Here is a 14,207-nt window from a genome sequence, read left to right on the forward strand (position 1 = left end):
TACAGGGAGAAACCATTGCGAAATTTTCCGGCACATCAATGCCGACGATTGTCATTACAACCAATCTTCTGAAAGCCGCATCTGGCATTGCAACCTGGGTGGCTGCAAAACTGGCACCGTCGCGAGTAACGACACCGCTCTCCGGAAGTATTCTTCTGCCGGGACTATCCTTCCTGTCTTTTTTCATGGGGGCAGTGATGGCAGCATTCGGGCTGGCAATGCACGGCAGTTTTCCGTTTCTCTGGCCCCTGCCGTTTCTTGGTTTTCTTTACTGGGACGTCTGGAGAACAGAGCGTGACGGGCGTTACGAGGACTGAAAGGAGCCGCCTGCTTATATGTAGGGCTTGTCCACTATCTTCATGATGCCTTCCACAAAATCTGCGAATTGACGAGCTTTGGCGGTCATCATCCGTCCTGCAGGAAAGACGGCCCAGAGATCGATTGTCGGCAGGGACCACGCTTCAAGAACGCGAACGACGGTGCCAGTGTCGAGTTCTGGTGCAAACATCCAGTCGGACGCGATGGTCAGTCCCATATCTGCCAGAACGGCGGCCCTGAGCCCTTCCGCAGCGCTGACCTTAAGTCGTCCGCTGACAGAGACCGACACCGTGGCCCCTTCTCGCAGGAATGACCATGCGCTTGGTAACTGGCTGTAAATGATCGCCTCATGGTTCGCCAGATCCGCGGGAGAGCGGAGGGCGGCTGCCCGTTTGAGATAGGCAGGCGTAGCGAGGGCCGAGCGTCGTCCTGTGGCGATCTTGCGGGCGATTGCCGTGGAATCCGCGAGTGTTCCCATCCGCAAGGAAATATCGACGCCTTCCGCCACGAGATCGATCATGCGGTCATCAAGAATAATCTCGACGGTCAACTGAGGATGCTCTGCAAGAAACCGCGGTAACTCCGGGATGATATGCAGTCGTGCAAATGTCGTTGCTGCCGAGACCCGCAGTCGGCCTGACAGACCGGATCCTGCTCCCTTTGCGGCAAGCTCCGCTTCATCGGCCTCCTGAATGGCGTTTCGTGCCCGCTCGTAGAAGCTCTGTCCTGCCTCGGTCGGCGTCAGGCCATGTGTGGAGCGGATGAGCAGACTGACCTGAAGGCGCGCCTCAAGCTGCGCGATAGTCTTGGACACCGCCGGCTGACCGACGCCGAGCTGTCGTGCTGCGGCCGAGAACGATCCCGTGTCCACCACGCGTATGAACGTGGCCATTGCCTGATAGCGGTCCATGATATTCCTCCAGGGAATGACCATTATCGCCTCAAGCAGTCTGCCCTGTCGAGTGCGGAAGAAGCATCTCTTAGGTATCAACCTGGACAGGCCGGGTTTCAAAGGAGCCCAGAGATGTCCGGTTCATTCATACGCGCTACGTCTGGACTGGTCGTTGCAGACAGTCTTCTGGCTTTTCAGCTGACAGGCAGCCTGCTGCACGCTGCATCTACTCTTCTGGGACATGTCATGTCCGGCCTGTCTTCTACAAGACAGGGAGAAACCGCCGATGTTTGACGTCTACGCTTTCGCAACACCTAACAGCGTCAAGGTGACAATTGCACTGGAAGAGCTTGAGCTTCCCTACACGCTTCATGGCGTAAACGTCCGTAAAGGGGAGCAGAAGACTTCGGAATTTCTGACGTTAAACCCCAATGGGAAAGTGCCGGTTCTCGTGGAAACGAATGAGACGGAACAGGCATTTTCTCTGACGGAATCAGCCGCCATTCTCGTTTCCCTTGCAGAGAAAACAGGCCGGCTTCTTCCCGCTCATGGTGAAGCTCGTGCGCGTGTTTTAGAGCAGTTGTTCTTTCACGCCTCTGGCCTCAGCCCGGCCTTCGGACAATCCGGCTTTTTTCAAAAGTTCGCAGCAGCACCAGAACCGATTGCGCTGGAGCGCTTCTCAACTGAAGCAAACCGGACGCTTCATATCCTCGACAGGGTGCTTGCCAAAAGCCGGTTCGTAGCTGGAGACGAATTCACCATCGCTGATATCGCCCATTTCGGTTGGCTGTGGCGTCGCAGTTTTCCCAATATCACGCTCGACGACACGCCTCATGTCGCCCGCTGGTACGCGGATATCGAGAGCCGACCTGCCGTTCAACGCGGTATTGCCCGTATCGAAGCTCTGGTCCCCCAGGACTGAGACAGCTCCTTCCAAGGAAAAACCATGTCCAAACTGTTTACCCCCTTCAAGACAGGGGCGCTGTCGCTCGACCATCGTATCGTCATGGCCCCGCTGACACGTCTGCGGTCAGAACCCGGAGACAAAGCCGGCGTGCTGATCCGCGAATATTACAGCCAAAGAACGTCCAAAGGCGGTCTTATCATTTCGGAAGCAACGCCGGTGGCGCGGGAAGGCTACGGTTATGCTGGCGCTCCTGGCATTTATGAGGATGCGCAAATTGAAGGATGGCGCACTGTCACGGATGCCGTTCATGCAGGCGGTGGGAAAATCTTCATGCAGCTCTGGCATGTTGGACGGCAGTCCCACCCAGACCTTCAGCCAGACGGTAAAGTCCCGGTCGCGCCGTCAGCCATTCAGGCCGAGGGCGATGCCTATACGCCCAATGGAGCCCGGGCATTTTCGATGCCGCGTGCCCTGGAACTTCAGGACATTCCAGCTGTGATCGACCAGTATCGTCAAGGTGCAGCCCGCGCTAAAGCCGCCGGTTTCGATGGTGTGGAAATCCATGGTGCGAATGGTTACCTCCCGGACCAGTTCCTGCAGGATGGAACCAATCACCGCACGGATGAGTATGGCGGCCCGATCGAAAACCGTGCGCGGTTCCTGCTTGAAATCACGCAGGCTGCCATTGAGGTGTGGGGAAAAGACCGCGTCGGCGTCCGGCTCAGCCCGAGCGGCACCTACGGCTCCATGTCAGACAGCACACCACAGAAAACCTTCGAGTATGTCGCCGAAAAACTTGGCGATCTGGGCATTGCGTATCTGCATGTCGTCGAACCGCGCATCAAGGGGACTGAACTGATCTCGGAATCAGAGCCTGTGGCGGCGAAAAACCTGCGCCAGCATTTTCGTGGCACCATCATAGCTGCGGGCGGCTTCACCGCTCAAAGCGCCGAAGCCATCCTTCAGGCAGGAGATGCGGATGCCGTGGCGTTCGGTCGGGCATTCATCAGTAACCCCGACCTGCCTGAACGCCTGCGTCACAACCTGCCGCTCACGCCATACGACCGCACAACCTTCTACGGCGGCGGGGCACACGGATACACCGATTACCCAAGTGCCCAGACGCCCGACTGACGATTATTCCGGCATGGAATGACCAATAGTCCTCCATGCCGTCATCCCTGAAAAAACCAGCGCCCCTAACATCAGGCGCTGCCTCATTCCAAAGGAAACCCCCATGTCTCTTCAGACAAAACTCGACGCTTTCAAGGCTGATTTCGAAGCGGGCAAGCCACCTTACAATGTTCCTGCCTCGGTGATTGAAGTCATGCACCGCGCAACCGCTGAACTGGTCGCTTCGGGTGCAGCAGAAAAGGCACTTAAAGCCGGTAACAAGGCTCCATCCTTCACTCTGAACGACCCGGAGGGCAATCCGGTGTCCTCCGCAGATCTGTTGTCAAAAGGCCCACTGGTCATCAGCTTCTATCGCGGTGTGTGGTGCCCCTACTGCAATATGGAGCTTCAGGCTCTTGAGGCTGCACTTCCGTCTTTCCGCGAACTCGGTGCCAGCCTGATCGCTATCTCGCCGCAAACGGCCGTGAACAGTCGCAAAGCGGTCCGTCAGAACCATCTCGATTTTCCCATTTTGTCGGATGTCCATAACGACGTTGCAGCGGCGTTCGGTCTGCGGTTCGCCCTGCCGGACTATCTCGTGGACCTTTATACCAATCTGAAAAACGATCTTCCGTCTTTCAATGGTGATGAGAGCTGGACGCTGCCGATGCCCGGCCGCTTCGTCATCGGACAGGACGGCATGATCCTCTATGCCGAGGTCAATCCGGACTATACCCGACGCCCGGAGCCGGAAGACATGCTGCCGGCACTTCGAAAAGCAACACAGGCTTCGGCAAACTAATTCTTAGCCTTTTAGCGTCTGGATATGGCCCTATCAGCTTTTGGTTCAGGACCATCCCGGTCGCCATCACGCAAAAACTTTTCCTGCACTGAACCCAAGGGAGTGGCCCATGATTCACTTCTACTATGGCCCCGGTCCGAACCCGGCAAAGATTGCACTGTTCCTGGCTGAAACGGGCATGATTTTCGAAGCGGTCCCGGTCGATACCTATCGCGGTGCCCAGCATGATCCCGCATTTCGGGCCATCAATCCCAATGGCAAAGTACCTGCTCTCGTAGACACGGATGGTCCACAGGGCAGTCCCGCAATCCTGTTCGATTCAACGGCCATCCTTCTCTATCTGGCTGAGAAAACGGGACAGTTCCTTGGAACGGCGGAGGATCGCCCCCAGCTTCTGTCATGGCTGATGTTTGTTGCAACGGGTCTTGGTCCCTTCTCAGGACAGGCTGTGCATTTCCAGCATGCAGCACCGGAAGGTCTGGACTATGCGGTCCATCGATATCGTCGTGAAGCGGAGCGGCATTATCAGGTCCTGAACGATCACCTGGAAGGGCGATCTTTTATTGTCGGGGACCATTATACGATTGTGGACATGTCGGCATGGGGCTGGCTGGACCGGGCAGCACGGGTCATGAAAGGTGATGAGCGGCCGCTTGAACGCTGGCCCAATCTGAGCCGTTTCATGGACAGGATGAATGCTCGTCCGGCAGTCGATCGTGCTCATGCCATCATGAACGGGCACGCATTCAAGACCGTAATGGATCAAGACGCGCGCCAAGCCATGTACCCGACCAGTTTCTCTCCAGTGTCAAAAGGAACAGTTTCATGAGTGAACCCTCCGATTATACACCCCCCAAAGTCTGGACATGGACGGCACCAAATGGCGGCAAATTCGCCAGTACGAACCGCCCGACTGCCGGCGCCACCCACAAGCAGATCCTTCCCATTGGCCGTCACCCGCTCCAGCTCTATTCTCTGGGCACTCCCAATGGTGTGAAAGTCACGATCCTCCTTGAGGAGCTGCTTGCTGCGGGTCGTACGCAGGCCGAATATGACGCATGGCTTATTCGCATTGGCGAAGGGGATCAGTTCGGCTCCGGCTTTACGGAGATCAATCCGAATTCAAAGATTCCGGCCCTTGTCGATCATAGCGGCGATCAGCCTCTGGCCGTTTTTGAGTCCGGGTCAATCCTGCTGTATCTGGCCGAAAAATTCGGTGCTTTCATTCCCAAGGATATTGCCCATCGCACAGCATGTTTGAACTGGCTTTTCTGGCAGGTGGGCAGTGCGCCCTATATCGGTGGCGGATTGGGGCACTTCTATGCTTATGCGCCAGAGAAAATAGAATATGCGATCAATCGTTTTGCCATGGAAGCCAAGCGCCAGTTGGATGTGCTGGATCGGCGTCTTGCAGAAAGCCCCTTCATAGCTGGCGAAGCATACACGATTGCCGACATGGCCATTTTTCCGTGGTACGGGGGCCTGGTCGAGGGTTGGCTCTATAATGATGCGGCCACATTCCTGAGCGTTCAGGACTATCCCCATCTCAGGGCATGGGCAGACCGACTTCTGGAACGGCCTGCCGTTCAGCGTGGCCGTATGGTCAACCGGACATCCGGAGACCTCTCAAGCCAGCTTCATGAACGTCACGACGCATCCGATTTCGAGACAAAAACGCAGGACCGAAAGGCCGATAGAGCCTGATTCTGCAAGCATAAGCCGGGTTTTGAGAAACGCTGAATCGAGTGGCCTCCTCTCAAATTCAACGTTTCTCACTTCGGCGTTTCACCATTGATGAGAGCTTGAGGCAGCATCAGCCCCATCACCATAACAAAGACCAGCAAAACCCCTACGCTTCCGAGCGCGAACGGGAGGTTTGCACTTTGAGCGACAAATCCAAGAGCCGCAGGCCCAGCCAGAATTCCTGAGTAGCCGAGCGTTGTTATGGCAGACACCGCAAGATGTTCTGGCATAAAGGTCTGTCGCCCAACGGCTGAATAAAGCACTGGAACCACATTGGCACATCCTGCACCTACCAGGGCATAGCCCAACAATGTGATCTGCCAGACCGGAACACCTGCCACTAAAAGCATTCCCAAGGCAGCCAGCAGACTTCCGCCTGTCACCAGCATACGACCCGGGATATGGCGAACCAGCCGATCTCCCAGCAGTCTCCCAATGGTCATTGTAGAGGCAAACGCGACATACCCCAATCCGGTGTAACGCACTTCAACATGTCGTACCGTAGTCAGGAAGACTGCACTCCAGTCTATGGCAGCTCCTTCTGCCAGAAAGACAATGAAGCACATAACCCCTATGGTCAGAACAATCCCCTGAGGGAGAGCAAAGGCAGGTCCAGTTTCCGAATGGATTCGTCCAGTCAGCAGTCCAGGGAGTGCCAGACAGGCACTCAGCAGTAGCAGGACAACAACGACAAAAGACGCCTGCAACGGCGAGAAGCCAAGACTGAGCAGGCTGCTCACGCCGATCGCTCCCAAGAGACCGCCTACGCTGAAAAGGCCATGAAAACCCGACATCATGGTTTTCTGACAGGCCCGTTCGACAATGACAGCCTGCACATTGACGACGCAGTCTATCGATCCAACACCCGCTCCTAAAAAGGTCAGAGCAACGGCAAGAAGCGGCATGACGTCTGAAGACGAAAGAACCGGCAGGCTACAGCAAACTGCCAGGGTGGCCACTGCGATGATCCACCGACACCCAAAGCGCCCGGCCAGACTTCCAGCAAGAGGCATCGCAACGATCGAGCCCATCCCCAAAAACAGAAGAAGGAGGCCAAGATGCGCGTCTGTGAGCCCGCATCGCAGCTTGACATAGGGAATGATCGGCGCCCATGCCGCACCCGAAAAACCGGCAATAAGGAACGCTAAACGGGTCGCATGCTGTGCGAGAGCCGAGGCTGGGTGGGGATTATCCATGAATGGCAATTCAAAAACCCTGCTTCTGGAGGAATAAATCGCCTCACGTAACCCGTTGAAGGGGGCGGTAGCAAAAAGAATAGCCATCCATGCCTTTTGGCATGGATGGCCCCCTCTACTCCGGAAGATCGTTTTGGAAGAGTCCCGGTTTTCTGGCGTTGAAGTCTCGCCGTACTCTGACTGTTAAAGTAGCGAAGACACGTTTATCTGGTATAGGTTTTTTCGATGGCTTTGACGCATTGCCGCATGCTCCGCGCTACGTCGTCTGCGATCGGGGTTACGCCTCGAACCAGTTCCGAGAAGCCCTGTGGGAAAGGGGCTCACGCCCAGTCATCCCGACAAAACGCAACGAGCCGCAGGTAGCCTGCCCCAAATGGGCCTATCGGCACCGACATCTGGTCGAAAACCTGTGGGCGCGTCTTAAGGAATGGAGAGCGGTCGGTACACGATAGGAAAAAACCGCCACATCCTTCATGGCCGTCATCTACATCGCTTCAACCGTAGATCATCTCAAGACCTAACAGGCCCTAGAATAAACGCTCAATGAATGATTTACTCGATCCGCTCGCATTATGTCCATTTTTGTAATTTTTATCCTATAAGCAGACAGGCGGCAGTCGCCTACTTCCCGGCCGGTTAGATGCAGGCTACATGCTTTTCAAAAGCGGACGTTTACAGATAGTTCGGTTGGCAAACATTGAGGGCCTGTATGGCGATCTTACCAAATTCCTGATTGCTGGTGATTTCGAACTGAGTGACCGGACGCACCTGAAGGAACATCTTTTAAACGGAAAAACTCTTCTACTTGCTCTCAGTAAGAGCGATTCTTTGCGAAAACTTTCTGATTGTTATCAGGATCAGCTTTCTTACATTGCTTGTAATGCGAAGGGCTATTGGGGCCTTTATGCCCCGCTCATTCGTCCTGATAGCTTTATTGCCTGGGCAAGCGATAATTTTTCAGATGATTCTAAAGCGACATAGGCATTATCCAAATTGCTTATTGTTTCGCCCAACAAGCAATATTTGGCCTTATCTTTATTGTCCGATTTAATAGTTATATATTTAACGCCCTAGTATACGTCTCTCTGGTACTGGAGGAGGGGAGGGATATAGTATCAACCCTTTTTCCATATCAACATCTACGTGTGCTTCTGGATAAACAGAGAGGGCTAGTTTTAGTGGGCCTGTAATATCACGTTTGAAGTCACGCATACGCGCATATTCTGGTCCAAACTGCCCTTTGAAAGCATGCCACGAGATAGATACTGGTTCTTTGAGTATATGTAGCCTGTAAGCTAACCAAATATATGTATCTATCGCTTTTGATTTTCCGGATATTTGACGAATCGCTATTTCCCGAAGTGGTAGAGGATGGTCAATCAAGCTTTCGTAAAAACTTTCGTCTAAGCGAACAACTTCTCTCCAAAACGAAGGTTGATTTTCATCTTCCTGAATTGGAAAGATTGCATCCCGTACAAATGCTCCATTACTAACCATCTTCGCTCCATTGTGAACACGAAAAAATGTTAGCCTGCACTGACTTATTCTTTTTGCTTGGTCTCTTACGGAATTATAAGTTTTCCCACCAACAGTAATTCCCATTACTTTAAGCCAAGCATTCATTGAAGAACCAAGTTCGACTTCACGGGATTGTGTTTTTACTGCTTGAGTTTGTAAATAGAGGAGAATCATACGAGCCATTGAGCCGTATGGAATACCAACGGGAGTTTTGTCGTCGTTTAAGCCGCTTTCAATAAGGAGCTTGATTCCTCCGCCTTCACGTTCCCATACGGTCTCTTCAGTCTTTTTATGAGGCAGAGCAGCCATCGCAAAGCCCGAATGAGTGATGCCAATTTGTAAAGCTTCATCACTTAATACTTCATGAGCAGCATCGACACATACACGGCTTAGCTGCCCATCGAGAGACGCCTGTCGCCGAGCTTCATGGAGTCCATGGCGTTCAAGAAGGTTGTGTATTTCACCCATGAACGTGACTTTCCATGGCCGGCGATCGGGTGTCAATTTGGACTTTGCTCGCGGCGAGTTCTCCACAGAACTCCGTTGGACTCCACTCGCCGTGGTTTGGACTCTGCTCGCATGCTCTAGGAAGATTATTAGATATATCTATTAGATATGTGCGACCAGAGTCCAAGGGATAACTGCCATTATAGCGAGCAAAGCCCAAGAAATGAGCGAGGAGATCCCAAGGGATAACTGTTTTAAATTCAAATCGCTGTGGATTACGGCTGTCGGCAATGAGCGAGGAAAGTCCAAGAGGGGGCGAGTAGAGTCCAAAAGGTATGAAAGAAGATGATGCGGACAGCGAGGGGGATAGAGCGAGAAGAGTCCAAACAACTGAGTGCACAATAAGCTGGCCGTTCGGCGGTGCAAAAATTTCTCATCGTACCGTTTGAATAGAGAACCAAACATATTGATTCTAATGGCCTAATTTCTAAATATAGGATAAAATTAGCCATAAATTCAGTGAGATATCGAAGATATTTCTGAATCCGCTGAGTGCGACAGTAAGCTTGCCGGGATAGCTGGTCAGGGACGATCAACTGCAAATGTTCGTGGCAGGTGCAACTGTCTAAGATATAATTCTCCTCGTTTTTCAAGTTCCAAAACTGCCGAAAGATGAGCAGCCCACTCGGCCTTGCGCTGGGTGAGGCTTTGAAGACTTTCTCGGGGAGAAAGACTCATCACGCCCTCGACGAGGTCCCACGTGCTCTCCGGATGGTCCCGAATTTTCCGCTGCCACCATGCCAAAGCGTCCTGAACAGAAACACGTGGTACAAAAGAAGGCTGGAAGATACTCTCTGGAGGCCGCAGCCTTGCCCTCCGACGAGATGCTGACAAAAGCGCGTCCAGCAGATCCCCGGTGAGGATTAAAGACGCTGTCTCAGTAGCAGAAGGCGAGGGGGATTGTTTTCCGCGCTCAAAAACACTTTCGCCCAGCACAGGCCGAGTTTCAAAGCACTCCACGGCACGCAAAAGCGTGTCCTTTCGAAGCAGGGCGCGTTGGATCTGCTCGGCAGCTGAATGGGCGGCAAGGTGCTCTTTCGTATCTTCCCGAAGCAGAAGAGCTGAGCGCATTTGAAGAAGGGTCGCTGCCAGAACAAGTCCGTTTGCGGTCTGTTCGAGAGGACGATTTTTAAGCTCTTTTTCCACGCAGATCAAAAACTGGTCGATTACCTCTGTCAGCGGCAGCGTCCGAAGATCTAACGCATGACGACGAACGGCCTGCAGGAGCGCCTCCATAGGGCCCTGCCAGGCTCCAACCTCCAGAAGGCGTCCCTCAGACATCGTAAATCGGGCGTATGGAAAAGGTGAGAGCGGGCCATTGGATTGCAATCGCCTGAAGAGCCGCCCAGGGTGTCCAGTCCGCCGACCAGAAAGAAACACTCCAGCGAGTGGAACTTCTCTTCGGATGCCCGTCCATGACGTCGACTTGCTGCAGTGGCCGGGAGGTTCCCCAGTGCTCCCACAGCCAGCTCTGTGTCGTGGGGGAAGCGGGGCCGAGGGCAAGAAGATCCAGAGGCATCGGGCAGAGGGCATTGAGATCAAACACGACAGAGCTCGATCCGGTTTCCCGGACGAGAAGTCCCTTCTGACTCTGGGCAATCTGGTCGATCAAAGCGGTCGTACGGGCGTCCCCAACGGGAAAGATCCGGCTCAGATCTTCATGGTTGGTGACATCCGGCCCCCAGGAGAGACGGCCAGTACCCGCTGCTGCTGCCTGGAACCGGGCCAGCACGGCTTCTGACCCTGTGACGGTCAAGACATGTGCCAGCCAATCCGGTTGAGGATTGAATAGCGGAGGAGAAAGAGGGGTCTTCCGCTCTAAAAGTTGTGACCCGGAGATTGAAAAGGCCGTGCCGCTTGCCGGTGGCCTTGGGGTGTGGCTGGGAACTGCCGGACGGGTGGGGAGACGAAAGCCGCCCCCCGGTTCATCGTCGTCACTGGGGCCCGGTTCGAGATACCCGTGGGCAACGGCGCGCGCTTCCAGTTCCAGACGATAGGCTTCCAGGCGCGCGACTGTTGCATCAACGTCCGCGATGATTTCAGCCGTCGTTTGTGGCATGGGCTACAGGTCCAGAAGATGGGCGGGAGAGTCCAGGTCCAGACGGGCCCGACGAACATAGCGGCGCATGCTGCGCAGATCCCGGTGGCGGGTATGCGCCATGATCTGCTCGTCCCGGGCGTTGGCACGGAAGGCCTCGGTGACGAAGCCCGCGCGCAGCCCATGTGGGCTGAGGCGCTCCCCGGAAGGCACCTTGAGCCCGGCCACCCTGGCACGGCGTAGCAGGATCTGCCGGACCGCATCCGGATGTAGGGCATCGCGTCCCACCTGCTCCCAGCGGTTGATGGACCGGAAGAGCGGACCATCCGTAATCTCGGCTTTCTTCAGCCAGCGCTCCAGAGCCAGAACCGGGCAGGTTTCGCGATGCTTGCCGCGGGGGAGAAACACCTCTTCGCCGCGATGCTCGGGGTCGGTCTTGCTGCGGGCGATGTGGAGCTTCAGTCCTGTGCCGACGATCCGGGCGGTCTCTGTTGTGAGGGCAACCAGCTCTGAACGTCGCAGCGCACCTGCAAAGCCGATCAGCAGAAGCGCCCGGTCGCGCAGATCCGCTAGCGTTTCAACAGTTTTGCCCTGTGCGGGGGCGACGAGCCTGCGGAGTTCCTGGGAGGTGAGGGCAGCGGCCTGTTTCTGCGGCGTGCCATAGAGACGCCCTGCCGCGCGCAGAGTGGTACGAATGGCAGCGTGACCCGAACTCCACTCCAGTCCCCGCATGCGATGCTGATAGCCGATGGCCGCCAGGCGACGGGTGAGAGCCGAGCGGCTGAAACGTGGTGCCAGACTGTGCAGCCAGGCCGCAACGACGGGAGGAGCGGCCGGAAGAGGAGACGTTCCGTGTTCGTCGCACCAGTGACAGAAGGCCTGCCAGTCATGGGCATATGCTCGCAGGGTTTCGGGTGCATAGGCCGCGGTTCGGGCACTGTCTTTTGCTGCGTCCAAGGCACTTTGCAGAGCAGGGGAGGGCGCTTCGGAGAGACGCTTTGCGGGATCTGTCGGGACTGTCATGCCGGTGATCTTCCCTCTGAAATATCCAATGAGTCTGCCGTAAGACACAAATTAAGGCAACCTTGAATTAACACGCGGTAAGAGAACATTACCACGTGTTAAAATAAGCAAAAGCAGTCCCAGAAGCCCGCAGAAAGAGCCCCAAAGGCCTTAAAGCGGGCCTCTCAGACCTTCGAGGAGCGGATCCAGTTCGGCCAGGGACCTCAGGCCGTAGGTCACGAGGAAGGTCTCGGTCGTCCCCCAAAGCTGCGGCTGGCCTGGCACTGGCTTGCGACCGAGGCTGCGAATAAGATCCTTTTCCTGCAGAAGAGCCAAGGTCTTCTGCGAAAGGGCGGCATCCCGGAAGCTTTCAATCTCGGGCCGTGTGATCGGCTGACGCGCAGCGATCAGCAGCAGCACTTCTAGCACGGCCCGGGGCAGGCGTTCTGGCGGTCGCTCCAATACCGCCCTCAGGGCTTCCTCCAGGTCGGGGGCGGTGCGGAACATCCAGCCGTCTCCGGCCGCGACCAACTCAAACCCCAGCCCCTCGGTGCGTCTGGCCACTTGGTTCAGGATCTGGACGATTTCTACGTCGTCTCCCAGAGCCCGCGCCAGCGTCATTCGGGACACAGGACCGCTGCTCTGGAAGAGGAGGGCTTCGGCGAGACGGACGGGATCGGAGACAGAGGACGTCATGGTCGAGAGCATAGGGCTGGTTTTCCGTTTTCCACCAGGGGTTGCGATATGCTCGGGGTGGATCTTTTCTAGGAGAGGAGGCGGTCAGGCTCCGCAAGACGTCGTCGTTAAACGTTGTTTTTGTGCTAAAGGATAGAAATGCCGATCCGACCGGAACTGAAAGCATTATATCCTCTCAACTGGCCCGAGTTGAGCCGACAGGTGCGGTTCGAGCGGGCTAGGGGACTGTGCCAGCGGTGTGGTCGACCCCATGGACAATTCCTTCAGGTCTTACCGGGTGGCCGATGGAAACATCCGGAAACAGGGCACTGGTTCAATGGCCGAGGCAGACGGGTTTCACCCCCGGACCTGATCGAGCATCTGCAAATGCGACAGACGAAGGTAGTTCTGGCAGCGGCGCATCTAAATCACGACCCCACCAGCAACCGGTGGCGCAATCTGCGTGCACTCTGTCAACGCTGCCATCTGCTGCATGACCGAATGTATCATCTGGCCCAACGCCGTTTGACCTTGCGAAGGCGTCTGGCCCTTGGGGATCTGTTCGAAGGGCCCTATCGGATTGGAATGAATCTTAAGGAGTATGAAATACACTATGGCTAATCTTCTTCGGGGGAAGAGGGGTAGGTCTGATCTCGGCGGAAAAAGATAAAAAGCCGTCGTCTATTTTGATGTTTGTTATGGACATTGGCTTCCAGAACGGTGACGGAAAATAGCCCAATTCAAAGCTGAACGAATTTTGTTGGTATCAGATCAATTTATGGATATACGTTTAGTATATCCCTTATGGAGGATGCCATGCTTGCCCGCACAACTCTCTTTCTTTCCAATCGCTCTCAGGCTGTACGGCTTCCCAAAGCAGTTGCCTTTGACCTTGGCCTGAAGGATGTCGTGATCATTCCCGATGGCGTACGACGCATTATTGCGCCTGCGCATGCCGCATGGGATGATTTTTTTTCGTCCTCCGGCACTGAATTACCCGAACGCAATCAACCTGCAATGCAGGACCGCGAAAGCTTTTGATGCTACGTTATCTTCTGGATACAAATTTTTGTATCCGTGTCTTGCGTGACCGTCCAAAGGGCTTACGCGAGCGTTTCAACGATAACGCCGAGGCCCTCTGTATTTCAGATGTTGTGCTTTACGAACTCCTCTATGGGGCGGAAAGATCTCAAAATCCGGCAAAAATCCGACGGGAGGTAGAGCATTTTGCTGCGCGTTTGTCTGTTTTGCCATTTGACGATGATGCAGCAGCACATACAGCAGAAATCAGGGCTGATCTGGAAGCCCGTGGGTGTGTTATCGGACCGTATGACTTAATGATTGCGGGGCATGCCCGGAGCAAAGGACTGGTCGTTGTAAGCGGAAACCTACGAGAATTTACTCGGGTAAATGGATTACGTTCTGAAGATTGGACGCCGGATTAGCAACTGTGTTTAAGCGGCGGAGCTAATGCGCCATGGCAGGCCTGTTTTGAG

General features: G+C 55.0%; 17 protein-coding genes. 10 read left to right on the top strand and 7 right to left on the bottom strand.

Features of this window, described 5'->3' with window-relative positions:
- A partial coding sequence (locus ABF859_RS14325; protein WP_415528345.1) for a DUF1275 family protein occupies positions 1-317 on the top strand: 317 nt, incomplete at its 5' end.
- 14 nt (positions 318-331) lie between these two features.
- On the opposite strand, the gene ABF859_RS14330 is transcribed toward ABF859_RS14325, so the two are convergent.
- Positions 332-1,228: a LysR substrate-binding domain-containing protein gene (locus ABF859_RS14330; RefSeq protein WP_415528346.1), complete on the bottom strand. Its 897-nt coding sequence runs from the start codon at positions 1,226-1,228 to the stop codon at positions 332-334.
- 268 nt (positions 1,229-1,496) lie between these two features.
- Here ABF859_RS14330 and ABF859_RS14335 point away from each other — a divergent pair, with 268 nt between their 5' ends.
- From ABF859_RS14335 to yghU, 5 genes are all read left to right on the top strand, one after another.
- Positions 1,497-2,132, top strand: a complete 636-nt coding sequence (locus ABF859_RS14335; RefSeq protein ID WP_415528347.1) for a glutathione S-transferase family protein — start codon at positions 1,497-1,499, stop codon at positions 2,130-2,132.
- Positions 2,133-2,156: 24 nt separating this feature from the next.
- Positions 2,157-3,251 (top strand): alkene reductase, encoded by a 1,095-nt coding sequence (locus ABF859_RS14340; RefSeq protein WP_415528348.1) that lies wholly within the window; start codon positions 2,157-2,159, stop codon positions 3,249-3,251.
- Between the two features lie 103 nt (positions 3,252-3,354).
- Entirely contained in the window at positions 3,355-4,032 is a 678-nt protein-coding gene (locus tag ABF859_RS14345; protein WP_415528349.1) for a peroxiredoxin-like family protein, read from the top strand.
- Between the two features lie 109 nt (positions 4,033-4,141).
- Positions 4,142-4,861 (top strand): glutathione S-transferase family protein, encoded by a 720-nt coding sequence (locus tag ABF859_RS14350; RefSeq protein ID WP_415528351.1) that lies wholly within the window; start codon positions 4,142-4,144, stop codon positions 4,859-4,861.
- Positions 4,858-5,736 (top strand): glutathione-dependent disulfide-bond oxidoreductase, encoded by an 879-nt coding sequence (gene yghU, locus ABF859_RS14355; protein ID WP_415528352.1) that lies wholly within the window; start codon positions 4,858-4,860, stop codon positions 5,734-5,736. The genes ABF859_RS14350 and yghU overlap by 4 nt, the downstream gene beginning before the upstream one ends.
- Before the next feature lie 68 nt (positions 5,737-5,804).
- Here yghU and ABF859_RS14360 read toward each other — a convergent pair whose 3' ends face one another.
- A complete protein-coding gene (locus tag ABF859_RS14360) occupies positions 5,805-7,058 on the bottom strand; it encodes an MFS transporter (protein WP_415528353.1) in 1,254 nt (417 codons plus the stop codon).
- Between the two features lie 14 nt (positions 7,059-7,072).
- Between ABF859_RS14360 and ABF859_RS14365 the strand changes: the two genes are divergently transcribed.
- Both ABF859_RS14365 and ABF859_RS14370 read left to right on the top strand, forming a co-directional pair.
- Complete coding sequence (locus ABF859_RS14365; protein WP_415528361.1) at positions 7,073-7,423, top strand: transposase; 351 nt, start codon at positions 7,073-7,075, stop codon at positions 7,421-7,423.
- 199 nt (positions 7,424-7,622) lie between these two features.
- Complete coding sequence (locus ABF859_RS14370; protein WP_415528354.1) at positions 7,623-7,952, top strand: monooxygenase; 330 nt, start codon at positions 7,623-7,625, stop codon at positions 7,950-7,952.
- An 81-nt stretch (positions 7,953-8,033) separates the two neighbouring features.
- Here the strand turns inward: ABF859_RS14370 and ABF859_RS14375 are convergent, their stop codons facing one another.
- The 5 genes from ABF859_RS14375 to scpB all read right to left on the bottom strand — a co-directional run bounded on the left by ABF859_RS14375 (position 8,034) and on the right by scpB (position 12,744).
- On the bottom strand, positions 8,034-8,957 hold the full coding sequence (locus ABF859_RS14375; RefSeq protein WP_415528355.1) for a replication protein RepA: 924 nt from the start codon (positions 8,955-8,957) through the stop codon (positions 8,034-8,036).
- A gap of 561 nt (positions 8,958-9,518) precedes the next feature.
- Entirely contained in the window at positions 9,519-10,232 is a 714-nt protein-coding gene (locus ABF859_RS14380; RefSeq protein ID WP_415528356.1) for a segregation/condensation protein A, read from the bottom strand.
- A gap of 37 nt (positions 10,233-10,269) precedes the next feature.
- Positions 10,270-11,055, bottom strand: a complete 786-nt coding sequence (locus tag ABF859_RS14385) for a hypothetical protein (protein WP_415528357.1) — start codon at positions 11,053-11,055, stop codon at positions 10,270-10,272.
- A 3-nt stretch (positions 11,056-11,058) separates the two neighbouring features.
- On the bottom strand, positions 11,059-12,057 hold the full coding sequence (locus ABF859_RS14390) for a site-specific integrase (RefSeq protein WP_415528358.1): 999 nt from the start codon (positions 12,055-12,057) through the stop codon (positions 11,059-11,061).
- Between the two features lie 150 nt (positions 12,058-12,207).
- On the bottom strand, positions 12,208-12,744 hold the full coding sequence (scpB, locus tag ABF859_RS14395; RefSeq protein ID WP_415528359.1) for an SMC-Scp complex subunit ScpB: 537 nt from the start codon (positions 12,742-12,744) through the stop codon (positions 12,208-12,210).
- Positions 12,745-13,527: 783 nt separating this feature from the next.
- Between scpB and vapB the strand changes: the two genes are divergently transcribed.
- Positions 13,528-13,752 (top strand): type II toxin-antitoxin system VapB family antitoxin, encoded by a 225-nt coding sequence (gene vapB / locus ABF859_RS14400; protein WP_211499663.1) that lies wholly within the window; start codon positions 13,528-13,530, stop codon positions 13,750-13,752.
- Positions 13,752-14,156: a type II toxin-antitoxin system tRNA(fMet)-specific endonuclease VapC gene (gene vapC / locus ABF859_RS14405; RefSeq protein ID WP_023942105.1), complete on the top strand. Its 405-nt coding sequence runs from the start codon at positions 13,752-13,754 to the stop codon at positions 14,154-14,156. Before vapB ends, vapC begins: the two co-directional genes overlap by 1 nt.
- The last annotated feature ends 51 nt before the right edge of the window (positions 14,157-14,207 follow it).

Origin of the sequence: Gluconobacter sp. (assembly GCF_047722525.1) — a bacterium.
Taxonomy (GTDB): domain Bacteria; phylum Pseudomonadota; class Alphaproteobacteria; order Acetobacterales; family Acetobacteraceae; genus Gluconobacter.